The organism is Pseudomonas sp. B3G-3, from assembly GCF_028640915.1.
Taxonomy (GTDB): Bacteria; Pseudomonadota; Gammaproteobacteria; order Pseudomonadales; family Pseudomonadaceae; genus Aquipseudomonas; species Aquipseudomonas chlororaphis_I.
Map to the genome: position 1 here is coordinate 1 of NZ_JAQZAB010000080.1, position 17,530 is coordinate 17,530.

Here is a 17,530-nt window from a genome sequence, read left to right on the forward strand (position 1 = left end):
GGCCATCCCTTTCAAGGTCTTGGGTAAAATCCGCTGAAATTCAGTCAGGAAGACCCGAACGATGTGGGCCGATGTACTAGCGCGATTCGAGAAAAAAGCACCTGCCAGCGTGATGGCCAAACTTGCCTTGGAGCAAGCCATTGCGCCGGAGTGGGTCGATCAGGTTTTCGAAGAACACCGGCAACGGCAGTACTCCCGCGAATTGCTGTTCTCAACCATCGTTAAGCTCATGTCCCTTGTTTCATTGGGCTTGAAGCCGTCATTACATGCCGCGGCCAAGCAACTGGAGGATCTTCCGGTTAGCCTGGCGGCCCTTTACGACAAGGTCAGCCGTACCGAACCGGCTCTGTTGCGCGCCTTGGTCACAGGTTGCGCGCAGCGCCTGACTCCGACGATCAAGGAGTTGGGGGGCTCAGCCATGCTGCCCGATTGGCAGGTTCGGGTGGTAGACGGCAGCCACCTGGCGTCCACCGAAAAGCGCCTTGGAGCACTACGGCACGAGCGCGGAGCGGCTCGTCCCGGATTCTCGGTCGTGGTCTACGATCCCGACCTGGATCAGGTCATTGACCTGCAACCCTGCGAAGACGCCTACGCAAGCGAGCGAGTCTGCGTGTTGCCGCTACTGTCCGATGCCAAGACGAACCAGGTTTGGATCGCTGATCGGCTCTACTGCACGCTTCCTGTAATGGAGGCCTGTGAACAAGTGAAAACGTCATTTGTCATTCGCCAGCAGGCCAAGCACCCGCGCCTGATTCAAGAGGGCGAGTGGCAAGCATCTTTGCCTGTTGCAACAGGTACGGTGCGTGAACAAAGCATTGAGGTAAGAGGGGGGCATCAGTGGCGACGCATCGAGTTGACGCTCCATTCACCAAACGACTCAGGTGACCGCAGTTTGATGTTCTGGAGCAACCTGCCCGAGAGCATCAGCGCACCGCAGATCGCGGACTTCTATCGCCGTCGTTGGAGTATTGAAGGGATGTTCCAGCGACTGGAAGCCATTCTGGAAAGTGAAATTGAATCTCTCGGCAGTCCACGAGCTGCCTTGCTTGGATTCACCACTGCCGTGCTGGCGTACAACGTACTGGCCTTGCTCAAGCGCAGCGTCGAACACGCTCATCGAGAGACTCAGCCTGAGGGCTGGGAGGCTTCGATCTATCACTTGGCGATCCAGGTCAGAGCTGGATATGAGGGCATGCAGATCGCTCTGCCCGTCGAATATCTACCGATCGTCTCAATGGAAAAACTGGCCCAGCGCTTGTTGGAATTAGCCAAGAACATTCAACCCAAGCAAGTCGCCAAAAGCCAACGAGGCCCCAAGGTACCCAAGCCCAGGACATGGGTTCAAGGGACGGCGGTACATGCCCACGTTTCAACAGACAGGGTCATCAAGGCTGCCAAAACGAAAAGACCTTGAAAGGGATGGCCGTAAGGGCGGAACCCTAAGCCGCCGTGACCGCAGGAATGGATATGTACCCAATATCCAGTCCCCCAACGCTTCTGATGCACAGAGAAATCAGGTATGCGACTGCTGCCCGATCGAGCGGAAACCAGCTTCCTCGCCACAGTTGGAGAGGATTCCATATCCGCTCAAATCAAGCGCCAGCTTTCCACCCCCCACCCAACGCCACCACCAACCCCACACTCGCCTGCAACCGCCGAGTCTGCAGCGCCTGCAACCCCCGCTGCGCCTGCAACGCAGCGGTCTGCGCCGTCACCACCTCCAGATAACTCACCGCCCCCGCTTGATAACTGTTCATCGCCAAAGTCTGCGTATGCTCGGCGGCATTCACCGCCGCCTGCTGGTCCAGCGCCTCCTGCTGCAAATCCCGCAACTGCCCCAGGTTGTCCTCCACCTCACGCACCGCCCGCAGCACCTGGCTGCGGTAATGGGCGGCGGCTTCCTCGAATTCGGCGTGGGCCTGGCGTTCGTTGGCGCTCAGGCGGCCGCCGTCGAAGATCGGCAGGTTGACCAGAGGCCCCAGCGCCCAGTAGCGATTGCCCGCCGCCAGCAGGTTGCCGCTGCCCTGAGTCTGCCCGCCGAGCAGGCCGGTGAGGCTGAAGTCCGGGTACCAGGCGGCCCGGGCCACGCCTATGTTGGCGTTGGCGGCGAACACCCGGCGTTCGGCGGCGGCGATGTCCGGGCGGCGTTGCAGCAGGGCGCTGGGCAGCTGTTGCGGCACGCCGGGCAGGGTCAGTGCCTGAGTGGCCGCGGGCAGCTGGAAGTGGCTGGCCGGTTCGCCCACCAGTTCGCCGATCGCGTGTTCGGTGAGGTTGCGTTGCCCGCGCACTTCGTCCAGTTCGGCTTCGGCGCTGGCCAGCTGGCTTTGCGCGCGGGTCAGGTCCAGCTCCGAGGCGATCTGCCCCTGGTAGCGGCTGCGGGTCAGTTGCAGGGCCTGGGCGTAGTCGTCCAGGGACTGGCTGAGGATCGCGCTCTGCGCATCCAGGCCATTGAGCTGCACATACAGGCTCGCCAGCTGCTGTTGCAGGCTCAGGCGCGCCACCGCCAGGTCGTCGGCCGACGCTTCGGCCTGGGCGTCGCCGGCAGCCACCTGGTTGCGAATCCGCCCCCACAGGTCGGGGTCGAAGCTCAGCGAGAAACCGGCGGTGTTGCTGTTGTACACCGAAGGCTGGCTGCTGCCGCGCAACGGCCGGTGGTCCGACTGCCGTTGGCGCAGCGACTGGCCGCTGGCGCTGATCTGCGGGAACAGCCCGGCGTGCAACTGGCTGGCATAGGCCTGGGCCGCGTCGAAGTGCGCCAGTGCCGCCGCCAGGTCCGGGTTGGCCTTGAACAGGCGCTGTTGCAGGTCATCCAGGCGCGGGTCCTGGTACAGCAGCCACCACTGGCTGGCCAGTTGATCTGCCGGTTGTGCCGGATGCCAGGGCCCGTCGCTGGTCTGTTCGCGGTAGTGGGCCGGCAGCTCCATGGTTGGCACCTGGTAGCCGGGCGCCAGGGAGCAGCCTTGCAAGGCCAGCAATAGCAACACAGCAAGCGGCTCAAGCCTTGGGCGCATGCTCACCTCCGGCGTCGGCCAGTTGCACCAGGTCGCCTTCGCGCAGGGCGTCGGGCGGGTTGTCGATGACCCGGTCGGCGGCTTGCAGGCCCTGGTCGATCACCAGTCGCGCGCCGAGGTCGAGGCCGATATGGATGTCCTGCAGGTGCACGTGATTGTGCTCGTCGAGCAGCGCCACCTGGGTGCCCTGGGCACGGAAGATCAGGGCGCTGGCCGGAATGCTCACGCCCCGGGTGTCGGCGGGCAGGGCCAGGGCGGCCTCGGCATAGTCGCCGGGCAGCAGCGCGCCGTCGGGGTTGTCGGCGACGAACTGGGCGAGCAGGGTGCCGGAGCGCTGGTCGATGGCGGTGGAGTCGCCGAGCAGCCGCGCGCTGAAGTGCTGGCCGGGGTGTTCCGGCACCGTCAGCTCAGCAGTGAGGCCGGGGCGGATCACGCTGGCGTAGTTCTGCGGTACCGGCACGTAGAGCCGCAGTTTGTGGGTGTCGGCCAGGTCGAACAGCTGCGGATCGCTGTCGTTGTCAGCCTTGATCAACTGGCCGATATCGGTGTGGCGCGCGGTGATGGTGCCGGCGAAGGGCGCGCGGATGGTCTTGTAGTCCTCCAGGGCCGAGAGCCGCGCATAGTCGGCAGCGGCCGCTTCGGCATTGGCCTTGGCGGCCGCGGCGTTGGAGGTTTTTTCATCGGCTTCCTGGCGCGACACCGAGTGGCTGGCCACGAGGTTCTGCCAGCGCACGGCGGTGGTCTGCGCCAGGCGCGCATTGGCCTGTTCCTGCACCAGCCGGGCATGGGCCTGCGCCACCTGCTGGTCGAGGTCGGGGCTGTCGATTTCGGCGAGGACTTGCCCGGCCTGAACCTTGGCGCCGATGTCGCTGTTCCAGCTTTTCAGATAGCCGCTGACCCGGGCGTGGATCGGCGCCTTGCTCCAGGCTTCCAGGTGCGCCGGCAGGCGCAGGGTGTCGCCCTGGCGGTTCTGCTGCGGCTGGAACACCAGCACCTGGGGCACGGCGGCGGTTTCGGTCCAGGCGGCCACCGCGCGTTCATGGCGGGTGCGCGCGGCCAGACCGTTGGCCACCAGCAGGGCGGCCAGGGTCAGGCCGCCGATGCCGAGCCACAGCAGGCGTTTGCGCGAGGGGGTGTGTTCAGGCGACATGGGTACTTTCTCCAGCGACAGCGCGAGTGGGGTGACGCCCGTGGACCAGGCTGAATACCACGGGAACAAAGAGCAGGGTGGCGGTGGTGGCGAGGATCAGGCCGCCGATCACGGCGCGGCCCAGGGGCGCGTTCTGCTCCTCCGACAGGGCCAGCGGCAGCATGCCGATGATCATCGCCAGGGCGGTCATGCACACCGGGCGAAAGCGCGTATAGCCGGCCTCCAGCGCGGCCTTCAGGGCATCGCCGTGTTCGGCCAGGCGTTCGCGGCAGAAACTCACCACCAGGATCGAGTTGGCCGTGGCCACGCCCATGCAGAGGATGGCCCCGGTCAGCGCCGGCACCGACAGCGAGGTGCCGCTGAGGAACAGCATCCACACGATCCCGGCCAGGGCCGCGGGCAGCGCGGTGATGATCACGAACGGGTCGAGCCAGGACTGGAAGTTGACCACGATCAGCAGGTAGATCAGCACCACCGCGCCCAGCAGGCCCAGGCTCAGGCCGCTGAAGGCTTCATGCAGGGCGTCGATCTGCCCGTGCAGGCTGATGGTTGCGCCCTTGGGCCGCAGCGTTTGGCTGTCGTCGAGGACTTTCTGGATATCCCGGGCCACGCCGCCCAGGTCGCGGCCCTGGACGTTGGCGTAGAGGTCCAGGGTCGGCTGGATGTTGTAGTGGGTGACCACCGCCGGGCTGTCCACCCGCGAGATGCTGGCCAGGCCGCCGAGGATCTGCGACTGGCCGTTGCTGCCGGTCACCGGCAGGGCCTCGAGGGACGGCAGGCTGTCCAGGCGGTACTGCGGGGTGGCGGCGACGATCGAATAGGACACGCCGTTCTGCGGGTTGAGCCAGAAGGTCGGCGCCACCTGGGAGCTGCCGGCCAAGGAGGCCACCATGCTGTTGGTCACATCGCGCTCGGTGATGCCCAGGCCATTGGCCCGCAGGCGGTCGACCTTGACCGCCAGCGAGGGGTAGCCGGTGGACTGCTGGATACGCAGGTCGGCGATGCCCGGTACATGTTGCAGGCGCCGTTGCAGCTCCAGGGCATAGGCGCGGTTGGCGGCGCCGTCGGGGCCGGAGATTTTCACGTCCAGCGGCGCCGGCGCGCCGAAGTTGAGGATCTGGCTGCTGATGTCCGCCGGCAGGAAGGCGAACTGGCTGCCGGGGAAACTTTCCGGCAGGGCTTCGCGCAACTGCTTCACGTAGTCGGCGGTCGGCGCGTGGCCGGGCTTGAGGGTGACCTGGATATCGCCATCCTGCGGGCCGATGGTGCCGCCGCTGCTGTAGGCCATGTCGATGCCGCTCAGGGGGATGCCGATATTGTCGATCACGCTGTCCAGTTGCTCCGGCGGAATCACCTCGCGAATCCGCGCCTCGATGCGGTCGAAGGCCGCCGCGCTTTCCTCGATCCGCGTGCCCAGGGGCAGGCGCACATGCAGGGCCAGGGCGCCAGCGTCGGTGGCCGGGAAGAAGTCCTGGCCGAGGCTCGGCAGCAAGGCGAAGGAGGCCAGCACGCAGGCGAGGAAGCCCAGCAGGAAGCGTTTGCGGTAGGCCAGGGCCAGGTTCAGCAGACCATGGTAGGTGTCACGCACGTTGGAGAAGCGCCGCTCGAACCCCTGCTGGAACCCCAGCAGCCCGCGCACCAGGGCATGCCGTGGCGGGGCGTGCTGCTCGCCCTCGTGGTGGTTGATGAATTCGTCTTCCGGGTGATGCCCCGGGCCTGCTTCCGGCACATGGGGCTTGAGCAGGTACATGGCCAGGGTCGGCACCAGGGTCCGCGAGAGGATGAACGAGCTGGCCATGGCGAAGATCACCGCCAGGGCCATAGGCCGGAACAGGTAACCGGCGATGCCCTGCAACAGGAACATCGGCACGAAGACGATGCAGATGCACAACAGCGAGACGAAGGCCGGGCCGACGATCTGTTTGGCGCCGTCGAGGATCGCGGCCTTCACCGCCTTGCCCTGTTCCAGGTGCCAGTTGATGTTCTCGATGGTCACCGTGGCGTCGTCCACCAGGATCCCCACCGCCAGCGCCAGTCCACCGAGGGTCATGACATTCAGGGTCTGGCCACTGGCGGCGAGCAGGGCGATGGCCGCGAGCACCGCCAGGGGGATCGAGGCGGCGATGATCAGGGTCGAGCGCCAGCTGCCGAGGAACAGCAGGATCATCGCGCTGGTCAGCAGCGCGGCGATGATGCCTTCCCGGGCCACGCTGCCCACCGATTGCTTGACGAACACCGAGGCGTCGCCCAGCAGCGAAGTCTTCAGCGCCGGCGGCAGGGTTTCGTCGATGCGCGGCAGCATCTGGCGGATGCCGTCGACGATCGACAGGGTGGAAATATTGCCGTTCTTCAGCGCCGGCATCAGCACCGCGCGGTGGCCGTCGACCCGCACGATATTGCTCTGCGGCGGCGAGCCGTCGCGCACATGGGCCACCTGGCCGATGGTGATCAGCGCGCCGTCGACGGTCTTGATCGGCAGGTCGTTGAGCTCGTCGATGGCGGTCGGGCTGTTGTTCAGCAGCACTGTGTATTCGCTGGCGCCGAGCTTGGCGGTGCCCACCGGGATGATCTGGTTCTGCGCCGCCAGGGCGTTGCCCACGTCCTGCGCCGACAGGCCCTTGGCGGCCAGCGCCTGCGGGTCCAGGTCGAGGGTGATCTGCCGCTGCTTGCCGCCCATGGGCGTCGGCATCGCCAGCCCGGGCACTGAGCTCAGGGGCAGGCGGATATTGTTCTGCACCAGGTCGCGGATCTTCGCCTCCGACAGGGTCGGGCTGGAGAAGGCCATCTGCAGGATCGGCACCGTCGAGGCGCTGTAGTTGAGGATCAGCGGCGGGGTGATGCCCGGTGGCATCTGCTTGAGCACGGTTTGCGACACCGCCGTGACCTGGGCGTTGGCGGTGCGGATATCCACCCCCGGCTGGAAGAAGATCTTGACGATGCCCATGCCCGGCAAGGATTGCGACTCGATGTGCTCGATGTCGTTGACCGTGGTGCTCAAGGAGCGCTCGTAGGTGTAGATCACCCGCCCGGCCATGGCGTCCGGCGACAGGCCGGTGTACTGCCAGACCACCGCCACCACCGGAATGCCGATATCGGGGAACACATCGGTGGGCGTACGCAGGGCCGCCAGCGGCCCGATGATGCAGATAAAAATCGCCAGCACGATAAACGTGTAGGGCTTGAGCAGAGCGGTCTTGACCAGCCCGAGCATGGGGTGGACCTCCGAGGCGGAAACAAAGCTCGGCAGTCTCCAGCGACCCACCTAACACGCGGCTTTCAGCCAGGTGAAGGAAGTTTTAGGTAAGGCCTGAATTTCCTTTCACGGGGATTCATTTGTCCTCTGCCCGGGGCCTCGACAAGCTGGATGGCAATCCGGCGCGGCTGCTTTTTTCGCTTCGCCCTGTGTCGATTTTTTTACTGCCGAGGTACCTGCCATGAATGCCAAACCCCTGCTGCTGATTCCCGCCCTGAGCCTGGTGCTGCTGTTGTCCGCCTGCGCCGGCCCGATGCCCCAGCCCGACCCCAAGGAAGCCTGGATCAGCCTCGAAGAAGAGGGCCCCAGCGACCTGCTGGCCGAACGGGTCGACGGCAAGAACGTCGACGACGGCCGCTACTTCGAAGTCCAACCCGGCGCCCACCGCCTGGACGTGACCCTGTTCGAAGAAGTCGGCGGCGACTCCAACCAGGTCGACTGCCACGGGCATGTGAGCTACCCGAACTTCCAGGCGGGGGAGCATTACAAGCTGGTGGAATCGACCCTGGGCACCGAGGTGCGGGCGCGGTTGTTTGATGCCCAGGGCAAGCAGGTGGCGAGTGCGCATGGGTTTGAGTGCATGCCGGGGTGACAGAGCTGCCGGCGTTGCTCAATCCAGGAAATTTCGCTCAATAGAAAGAGAAGCGGCTGACTGCACGTTGATTGAGGGCCGCCTGATGATGGTGGACTACATCCTTCAGGCAGGACCCATTTTATGAATCAAGCACTGCCATCCACCGATGCGGCCTTCAACGAAGTGGCGCAAATGATCGCCGCCGCGCGCCAACGGGCGATGCGGGCGGTGAACACTGAACTGGTGGAGCTGTATTGGCAGGTCGGTGCCTATATCAGTCGCAAGATCCAGGCGGCGGAGTGGGGCGATGGAGTGGTTCAGCAACTGGCGGATTATCTTGCGCGGCAGCAGCCGGGGTTGCGGGGTTTTACCCGGCGTAACCTGTTCCGCATGCGGCAGTTCTATGAGGTTTATCGAGGCGAGGAGAAAGTGTCAGCACTGCTGACACAATTACCCTGGACCCAGAACCTGATCATTCTTGCGCAAGGCAAGCGGCCAGAAGAGCGCGAGTTTTATCTGCGCATGACGATTCAGGAACAATGGTCAACCCGGGAACTGGAGCGCCAGATCAAGTCGGCCCTCTTTGAGCGTTCACTGACCCAACCGGCAAAAGTCTCGACAGCGTTGAGACAAATTCACCCAGAAGCTCTAAAGGTGTTCAAGGACGCCTATGTAGTGGAGTTTCTCGACCTGGCCAAAGGTCATAGCGAAGCCGACCTGCACAGTGGGTTAGTGCAGCAACTGAAAGACTTTCTGATCGAAATGGGGCGGGACTTCTGTTTTGTCGCTTCACGTTACCCATTGCAGGTTGGCGGGCGTGATTTTGTGCTGGATCTACTGCTGTTCCATCGTGGGTTGAATTGCCTGGTGGCCATTGAACTCAAGGTCGGGCGCTTCGAGCCGGAACACCTGGGCAAGCTGGATTTCTACCTGGAGGCGCTGGACCGTCAGGTGCGCAAACCCCATGAGAACCCGGCCTTGGGTGTGTTGCTCTGTGCCAGCAAGGACGACGAGGTGGTCGAGTACGCTCTCAACCGCTCACTCTCACCTGCATTGATCGCCGAGTACCAGACACAACTGCCGGACAAGAAGCTGCTGCAGGCCAAGCTGCATGAGTTTTATGCGCTGAATCCTCAGGCGGTTTGAGCCTCCTTATCGGAACCCGAATTATTTTTCCACCACCCCGTCACAAACCACCAGGCTGGCCCGTCATGTCGGTGTCCCTCAAATAACGGAGCCACCCTATGTCATCCAGCCACCCGACCCAAGCCGTCAACCTGCTGCAAACCATCCCCGAGATCTTCGAAAGCCTGGGCCAGGTCCACGGCCTGATCGACGCCCACGGCCTGGAACGCAAGCTGCACCATCTGGTGGTGTTGCGCGCCTCGCAGATCAACCAGTGCGGCTTCTGCGTGAAGATGCACACCCGCGAGGCCCGTGAAGACGGTGAAAGCAACGAGCGCCTGGACCGCCTGGTGGTCTGGCGCCATGTCAGCGACTTCAACGCCGCCGAGCGCGCCGCCCTGGCCTGGACCGAAGCCCTCACCGTGCTGCGCGAAGACACCGACTTCGGCCCGTTGCGCGCCGCCCTGCGCGAACATTTCAGCGAAGCGCAGATCGCCGCCTTGACGGCCGATATCGGCATGATCAACCTGTGGAATCGCTTGCAGGTGTCGAGGCACTGAGGATGGATCGAATCGATGACACGACGGTGTTCGAAAGCCGTCGCAGCTTCCTGCTGGGCCTGGCCTACCGCCTCCTCGGCTCGCGCGCCGAGGCCGAGGACGTGGTGCAGGACCTGTTCATCAAATGGCTGGAGGCCGACAAGGCCTCCATTGCCACCCCGGCCGCCTGGCTGACCACCGCCTGCACCCGGCACTGCATCGACCTGCTGCGCTCGGCCCAGCGCTCGCGACTGGACTACGTCGGCACCTGGCTGCCGGAACCGATCCATACCCTGCATCACGACTCCCCCGAACAGAGCCATGAACTGGCCTCGTCGCTGTCCACCGCCTTCCTGCTCCTGCTCGAACGCCTGACCCCCAAGGAACGCGCCGCCTACCTGCTGTACGACATCTTCGACCTGGACTACCCCCAAGTCGCGCAAACCCTCGGCGTCCAGGAAGCCACCTGCCGCAAACTGGTCTCCCGCGCCAAAGCCAGCCTGGGCAACACCCAGGCCCGTTACCAGCCAGACCCTTCGCGCCAGGAACAACTGCTGAGCGCCTTCCACAGCGCCATCACCAGCGGCTCGACCCAAGGCCTGGCCGCGATGCTGTCCGAAGACGTCGAGCTCTGCGCCGATGGTGGCGGCAAAGCCAGCGCCATTCGCGAGACGCTGTATGGGTTGGAGGCGGTGTTGGCGTTTGTGGGGGAGTCGTTGAGCAGGTACTGGCGGGAGTATCAGTGGCAGGAGGTGGAGATTAATGGTGGGCGTGGGGTGGTGTTGCGGGGGGACGGAGAGGTGGTTGCGGTGGTGAGTTTTGGGTATGACGGGGAGGGACGGGTGAACCGCGTCTTTATTATGCGGAATCCGGATAAGTTGGGGTTGTTGGGGAGTGGTTCGTTGGCGTGATGTTTGTATCGCGCCGCCCTGAGTGCTGCGGATCAGTAATGAGATCACCAATGCTGATCAGTTAGGCAAAGGTAATCCTTTGTAGGAGCGAAGCTTGCTCGCGATGAACGTTAACGATAACCGTGCATTGATTGGATAAACGCAGCATTTCAAGCCCGTCGCGGGCAATCGAGCCTCGGCCGATCTCAGCCAAAGCGACCAAGTAGGCGATCAAGTAAACGACCAAGTAGCCCGAATGCAGCCAGTTCTGGACGGCGAGTGAGCCTTTGGCACTTGCGCTCGATTCAATCGTCCGGTATCTGCTTTACCCACTAAAAGGGCATCGCAGTTTGATATCGGCTCTGAATCAGCAAACAGGGAGAAATACTAATGGCCGTATGGCTGGTCCGGGCGGGCTCCGCAGGGGAATTCGAAGACAAGTTCATCAGCGAGCGCCGCGTCTATGTGACGTGGGATGGGCTGGATGTGAATTTGAGTGCGTTCAAGCAACGCGACCAGATACAGACCGAACTGGCAGCACGCTATCCAGATGCCAAACCCAGAACACTGCAAAACTGGAGCAGCCAGATTTGGCCTTTCGCTCAGCGCATGCAGGCGGGGGATTTGATCGTACTGCCGCTCAAAACCCAGCCCGTGGTGTATATCGGCAAGCTGGTCGATGATTATCAATTTGCCCTTGGCGGCCCCGATCCATTTTTCCACTGGAGAGCGGTTGAGTGGATTGGCGAAGCAGTTCCCCGCTCCAATTTCTCCCAGGACCTGCTCTACAGCTTCGGCGCGTTTATGACCATTTGCCGAATCCAGCGTAATAACGCCGAAGAGCGCATTCGCTCTATGCATAGAAATGGTTGGCAGCCCGAGACCTTGCAGCAGTTGGTCTGTGATACGGCTACTGCCTCTGATGAAGTGGCTGTCGAGGAAGCCGAAACCGATCTGGAGCGGACCGGCAAAGACCATATTGTCCGACTGATCGAGCGACGCTTTAAAGGTCATCGCCTGACCACTCTGGTAGCAGCGATTTTGCGGGCGCAGGGCTTTAGCGTTTGGCAGAGCCCGGAAGGTGCTGATGGTGGTGTTGACGTGCTGGCCAGTAACGGCGTGATGGGATTTGGTGGGCAGGCGATCTGCGTTGAAGTGAAGTCTGGCACAGGGTTGGTTGACCGACCCACCGTCGACAAATTGCTGGGTGCTATGAGCAAGTTCAACGCCAGCCAGGGGCTTTTCGTGGCATGGGGTGGTTATCGTGGGAATGTGCAGAAGGAATTGGCGTCCAGCTTTTTCCGCTTGCGTCTGTGGAACCAGGACGATCTGCTCGATCAGCTATTTATGTACTACGACCGGCTGGATGAGAGCATCAAGTCAGAGCTGCCGCTTAAGCGGATTTGGACGGCGGCGCTGACGGAGGACATTTGATACTTTGGATGTGGGAGGCGACGAGTTCTTCATCGGCTTGCGAATGATGAATGGCTAGCTTGGAGGTCCGGCTAAACAAGAATTGAGTAGACGGTGGTCGGTATCTCCTGGCATGGAGACGTGCGCTTCTCCTCCATGCCCATGAATGGCCCTGTAACTTTCAAGCTGCTGCACTGCGTTTGATTGCAGCGATCACCGAAATGATCGCGTTGGCATCCGCGTCACCAAACGCACCGTCTAATCCCTCGTGGTGCAGTGCGGTAAAAGGCGGTTCATAAAGTTGACCCGCCTCCATTACACCTTGTCGGGTTAGACGCTCGATGATCATTTCAACAAAACGAATCTGCTGACTGCTGTAGCGGTTCTCGTCGAGGAATTGACCGAAAGCCTCTTTTGCGGCATTGCGATCCAAGCCTACCAATGATCGGATCAGCAGTGTCAGCGGTTGGTCAGTGCCGTAGCACTGCTCGAACTGCTCGCGACTCTGAACCGCTTCCGACTCGTAGACAAAATGCTCCAGCTCGCTCAGATCGCTCGGCGTTAGCGGCCGGTTAAACTTGAGCTTGGCGATGGCCACATGGTTCTCATTGCTACGGATATAGGCTTCAACCTTTTTCTTGTACTGTTCCAGGTTGATGCCGGTATTGAAATCCTTCAGATTGACTACAGTAGCTTCGCCAATCTCGTCGCTCAACACGCTATAAACGGGGTTGCTCGGACGGCGTTCGATAAACTTTATCAGCTCACGCATCTTGCGCCGCATTTGCTCAAGCATCGGCAAGCGGATGTCCTGCCAGTACTCTTCGGTTTGCACATCCTGAAGCGACGCAAGTTCAGCATGCACTGCCGGAATACTCTCCATCACTTCTAACTGGCTGGCCAACTCGACCACCTTGTCACGATACGTCACGAAGTCGCTGGTCGAGCGAAGTAACGCTAGCTGCAAATTCAGGCACAGCAGATCGAACAACTTAGCGGTGATGTGCTCAGGAGCGCGCTCACTTGGCAAGCCGGCGACATGACTACGCAGATCACTCAACGCTGCATCATCCAGCGCATTCCAAACTTCACGCTCGGCAAAGTGGGTCACGTGCTCCAGCTCGGTACGCACGATGAAGTTATCTTTATTCATCGTCGCGACTTCGCCGTGCAACTCGTTGGTTAACTCAGTGCGCAGCTCGACAAAGGCATCGTACTGGCCTCTGGTTTCCGCCAGATCACCAGGCGTGGGAACGGCCTTCGGGGCTAACAACGACAGCAAATCCAGCCGCGCTTTGAACAAGCGCTTACCCAGTGGCTCGGCCATACCTCCCAGTGCGCCCTTGGGGTTTTCGTTGAAGTATTCGAAGTTTGCGCAGAAATCGAAGATGGCGAACTCGCGCTTGTGCACGCCCGGCGCAAACAGATCCGGGCACAGTCGCGTGCCGCGACCAATCATCTGCAAAAACTTAACCTTTGAGCGGACGGCCTTGAAGAACACCAAATTCAAAACCTGAGGTACATCAATTCCGGTGTCGAGCATATCCACTGAGATGGCGATCTGCGGCAGCTTATTGAGCTTGCTGCTGAAGTCATCAATCAAGGTTTGCGCATAACTCACCGCATGGGTGATAACTCGCGCAAACTCACCATTAAAGTGCGGGTAATGATGATTGAAGCGCCGTGCGATAAAATCGGCGTGCTTTTGGTTCACTGCAAAAATAATGGTCTTGCCGAGCTTGTCGCCACCTTCCACGGTCAGGCCATTTTGCATCAAGTGTTTTAGCATCAGGTCAACGGTTGGCTCGTTGAATAGCTGCTTGTTGACCTCAGACGCTAGCACCTCGGTAGGTGCATCACCTTCGGCACTGTAATCGCCCCAATCCAGCGACTCCCAGTGCTCTTTCTCATCATCGCTGAGCTGGTCGTAACGGATGCCTTCACGGACAAACTTGATCGGCACCGAATATGCCTTGGGTGGCACTAGGTAACCGTCATCCACCGCCTCATTCAGACCGTAGGCATCGGTCGGTACGCCGGTTTCCAGGCCAAACAGGTGATAGGTATCGCGATCGACTTCATCACGCGGGGTAGCGGTCAGGCCCACTAGATAACTGTCGAAATAACGGAAAATTGCGCCGTACTTCTGGTACACACTGCGGTGTGCCTCGTCGATCACAATCAGGTCAAAGTGGCCAACGCCGTATTTGCGACGGTCACCCTCCATCTGTTCGATCAAGCCCATCATGGTCGGATAGGTGCACAAATACACTCGGCCCTGGCCGTTCTTGTCGGTAACCAGATTGACCGGACTGGAGTCCGGCAGGAACTCTTTGAAGGCATTTGCAGCTTGTTTTACGAGGGCTACCCGGTCAGCGAGAAACAGCACGCGCTTAACCCAGTTGCTACGCATCAACAATTCGATCAAGGCAATCGACATCCGCGTCTTGCCAGTGCCGGTGGCCATGGTTAGCAAGCCGGCACGGCGGCCTTGACTCAGTGATTCGGTCATCGCTCGAATCGCCCGGTGTTGATATGCCCGCTCAACAATCTCGCTATTGATCGGCAGTTCGCGCAAGTCGGTTTGCAGGCTGCGCCGCTGAATCGCCAATTCCAGCTCATCGCGGGTGTAAAAACCCTGCACTTCGCGTGGCGGCGCACGGCGGTCGTCCCACAGCCAGGTGTGATTACCGTTGCTGTAGAAAATCAGCGGCCGCTGGCCCTTCTCGGCTTCCAGGCAATCGGCGTACAACTTGGCTTGCTGCTGCCCCACGTCCGGGTCTTTCAGGCTGCGCTTGGCTTCCACCACAGCCAACGGTTTGCCGTTGGCTCCCCACAGCACGTAATCGACAAAACCTTCGCTTTGCCCGTTGGGCATGCCGCTCACTGGCACTTCGGCGTCAGCGTTTTTGCCCAATTCCCAACCGGCCTCACGCAGCAACACATCGATAAACAGACGACGGGTGTCGGCCTCGTCGTAATCATGGTTATCTGGCACAGCGATATTGGTCGCTTTGGCCTGGGCCAGCGCCGCACGGGTGGCGACCAGTTCGGCATCCAGTCGCGCCAGCAGCGACTCGCGCTCATTTAGGCTTGCGGCTTGCTCGGCAATCGCCGCCTCGCGGGCTTCAAGGGTGCCGTGTTGGGCTGCAATCTGCTCCTGGAATTTGGCTTCCTGCTTTTTCAGTTCCGCACGAGTAAAGGCGACTGCCTCATTCATGCTAACGAGCTGAGGCACACGTTTTTCGTCAAACGCAGCGTCGATACTTTTTGGGTCGCTGGCGCGGGTATAAGTGCGTGCCAGCCAGAACAACACGTGAAACAGCTCGCGTACCAGCCTCATCGCATCGCTGTAGCCAATCGCTTGATTGGAATGCACCGCCTGATTGCCAAATTTCTGAATCAAACGCGTCTTTTGATGAATTTGCGGGGGCAGCAGGCGAACGAACTCCACCTGAGTCAGCAGCAAATTAAGGCCGTTGTCGTAAGGCATACGCAGGTCGCGATCATGCTCGTACAGCCAGTGCACCGTCTGCTCCAGCGCATGACGGGTACGCATGCAACAGGCACGCGGGTCGGAATACACCAACTGCTCCGCGCCTTTGGCCGGCTCAAACAGTGCTTTAAACTCGGGGATGAGAAATCCAAAGTTGCTCATATCAACCGGCTGCCTTCTGTGAGTCCATCTCGTCCAGGTGCTGGCGCACGCTGCCGATTGATTCCTGAATTTTGCGGGTAAAGCTGGAAGGCTCACGGTAGGTCATTACCAACCGATCGATCGCACGAGTCATGGCCACATACAGTAGGCGTGCCTCGTCGGCCTCGTCTTCGCCCTTTTTCGGCATTTCACCCAGACTGGGAATCAGCACCAGGCCGAATTCAAGGCCCTTGCTAGAGTGCATGCTGACAATCTTGACTGCATCTTCGCTGCCATACAAAGCGCCACGGCCCTTGGCCGATTGGCCCGAGGCAAAGGCGATACCAGCCTCGTTCAAGGCCCGTTCAATGCGTTGGGCCTGGGCGGTACTGCGATAGATCACGGCCATGTCATCCAGCGCACGACCCTGACCTTGCTCATCGCGGATGCGCTCGACGATGCAGTGGTATTCCTGCCAGTCGGAATCACAACGTAGCAGCTCAGGGAATGCGCCCCGACGGCCAGCGCTTTGCGGCGCGACAATGGGCACGCCATCCTCAGCGGCATCGCGGGCGGTCAGCAGCTCGATGGCAAACGCTCGTGCCACCGACAACACCTCAACGGTATTGCGGTAGTTCAATCGCAGGATGGTGGTGCGCCCCTGTGCCTGAATACCGACGCTGGCGAAGCTGAAATCCATGCCACTTTTCCCGCTCTTGCCGCGGTAGATAGACTGTGCATCGTCATACAGCACCAGCAGCGAATTGCTCTCGGGGTCGATCATCTGCACCACCAGCTTGAACCATTCCGGCTGGAAGTCATGGCCCTCGTCGATTAGCACCGCCGCGTATTGAGCGCGTGGAATTTGCCCGCGGTCGACACCGTCGATGGTGTTCTCAACCATCTGCGCCATCTTCACGCTGATTGACAAATTTTGCGCCGGACGATCGACGTTAAAAGCGGTGAGCATGTCCGAGCACCAGGCATGAAAATTACGCACCTTGACCTTATCGCTCAGGCCGCGCTCGGCCAGTACTTGTTGCAAGCGGCCAGCCAGGGATTTGTTGTAACAGAGCACCAACACCGGCTTATTCGACACCTGCGCCAGGTGTGCACAGCGATAGCCGAGGATCATGGTCTTGCCGGAACCAGCAGCGCCGTGAATCACCCGATGGCCCTCACCCAGCGAGCGCGCCAGTTGCTCCTGCTGCAAGTCCATGACCTTGATCAGCGTTGGCAATGGCGCGTGCTGTTCGGCGAACAAACCGAACTGTCCAGGCACCGCGTTCACCCGCACCTCGGGGTAGAGGTGATAGCGTACGCGGTCGATCTGGGGCAGGCTCAACTGGCAAGGGAAAATATGCTGGAACATATTCCAGAGTCTTTGTTGGAAGACCTCGGGATCAACTGTCTCGGTTACTTCGTCTTGAAACAGTACCTGTTGTGGGTTCAGCACCTCTGCGAGGTTAGTCCCCTCAAATTGCTTGCGGGTAATCGCGGTCATTACCACACCCCAGCCGAAGGGCATGATCAGATTGCCAGCATATGGAGAACCGGCGGGCTGTTTCAGCGCTGGGTCCCTCTGCAACATCATCACCACTTCCATGGCATATGCCCGTGCCTGCAGCATGGGGTTCTTCAGAGTTTTGAGTAGCCCGTCGGCATAAATTTTCGCTTGGTTGCGATCCATGCTCTGAATGGTATCGAGCTTCCAGTCCTTGACCTCCAGTACCAGCAATCCGCGCAACGGATGCAGAAGCACAAAGTCCGGCTGCAGGGCTTTTGGCCCCACCGGGACATTGAACCAGCACAGGTAGTCGTCTTCGAGCTTCTTCTCCAGGCGCTCGGCGAGGCGGCGCTCGCCAGGGGTGTCAAAGCGGCAGGTGGTGCGGGTGGGGAAGAATTGGGCCATGTGGGGTTGCCTGTTCCTTGGCGTGA

At 60.9% G+C, this 17,530-nt stretch carries 11 protein-coding genes; 6 read left to right on the forward strand and 5 right to left on the reverse strand.

Going from position 1 to position 17,530, the window contains the following annotated elements; genetic code table 11:
• The first annotated feature begins 112 nt into the window (after positions 1-112).
• Positions 113-1,414, forward strand: coding sequence for an IS4 family transposase (locus PVZ80_RS09200; protein WP_080710636.1), 1,302 nt, complete (start codon positions 113-115; stop codon positions 1,412-1,414).
• Between the two features lie 178 nt (positions 1,415-1,592).
• Here PVZ80_RS09200 and PVZ80_RS09205 read toward each other — a convergent pair whose 3' ends face one another.
• From PVZ80_RS09205 to PVZ80_RS09215, 3 genes are read right to left on the reverse strand one after another with little or no spacing between them, the layout of a single operon-like run.
• The gene (locus PVZ80_RS09205) at positions 1,593-3,011 is read right to left on the reverse strand and encodes an efflux transporter outer membrane subunit (RefSeq protein ID WP_273863720.1); all 1,419 of its coding nucleotides are present in this window, start codon (positions 3,009-3,011) and stop codon (positions 1,593-1,595) included.
• Positions 2,995-4,161 carry an efflux RND transporter periplasmic adaptor subunit gene (locus PVZ80_RS09210; protein ID WP_273863721.1) on the reverse strand — a complete coding sequence of 389 codons (1,167 nt, stop codon included), beginning with the start codon at positions 4,159-4,161 and terminating at the stop codon, positions 2,995-2,997. Before PVZ80_RS09210 ends, PVZ80_RS09205 begins: the two co-directional genes overlap by 17 nt.
• A complete protein-coding gene (locus PVZ80_RS09215) occupies positions 4,151-7,372 on the reverse strand; it encodes an efflux RND transporter permease subunit (protein ID WP_273863722.1) in 3,222 nt (1,073 codons plus the stop codon). Before PVZ80_RS09215 ends, PVZ80_RS09210 begins: the two co-directional genes overlap by 11 nt.
• A 223-nt stretch (positions 7,373-7,595) precedes the next feature.
• On the opposite strand from PVZ80_RS09215, the gene PVZ80_RS09220 reads away from it, so the two are divergent.
• From PVZ80_RS09220 to PVZ80_RS09240, 5 genes are all read left to right on the forward strand, one after another.
• Entirely contained in the window at positions 7,596-8,006 is a 411-nt protein-coding gene (locus PVZ80_RS09220) for a PA0061/PA0062 family lipoprotein (RefSeq protein ID WP_016704703.1), read from the forward strand.
• A gap of 123 nt (positions 8,007-8,129) precedes the next feature.
• Positions 8,130-9,134: a PDDEXK nuclease domain-containing protein gene (locus PVZ80_RS09225; RefSeq protein ID WP_135006445.1), complete on the forward strand. Its 1,005-nt coding sequence runs from the start codon at positions 8,130-8,132 to the stop codon at positions 9,132-9,134.
• 98 nt (positions 9,135-9,232) lie between these two features.
• On the forward strand, positions 9,233-9,673 hold the full coding sequence (locus PVZ80_RS09230; protein WP_025809478.1) for a carboxymuconolactone decarboxylase family protein: 441 nt from the start codon (positions 9,233-9,235) through the stop codon (positions 9,671-9,673).
• A gap of 2 nt (positions 9,674-9,675) precedes the next feature.
• Positions 9,676-10,563, forward strand: coding sequence for an RNA polymerase sigma factor SigJ (sigJ, locus tag PVZ80_RS09235; RefSeq protein WP_273863723.1), 888 nt, complete (start codon positions 9,676-9,678; stop codon positions 10,561-10,563).
• 369 nt (positions 10,564-10,932) lie between these two features.
• Entirely contained in the window at positions 10,933-11,976 is a 1,044-nt protein-coding gene (locus tag PVZ80_RS09240) for a restriction endonuclease (RefSeq protein ID WP_273863724.1), read from the forward strand.
• Positions 11,977-12,136: 160 nt separating this feature from the next.
• Here the strand turns inward: PVZ80_RS09240 and PVZ80_RS09245 are convergent, their stop codons facing one another.
• Both PVZ80_RS09245 and PVZ80_RS09250 read right to left on the reverse strand, forming a co-directional pair.
• Positions 12,137-15,613, reverse strand: a complete 3,477-nt coding sequence (locus tag PVZ80_RS09245) for a DEAD/DEAH box helicase family protein (RefSeq protein WP_273863725.1) — start codon at positions 15,611-15,613, stop codon at positions 12,137-12,139.
• Between the two features lies 1 nt (position 15,614).
• Positions 15,615-17,504 (reverse strand): DEAD/DEAH box helicase, encoded by a 1,890-nt coding sequence (locus PVZ80_RS09250; protein WP_210687994.1) that lies wholly within the window; start codon positions 17,502-17,504, stop codon positions 15,615-15,617.
• Positions 17,505-17,530 lie beyond the last annotated feature (26 nt).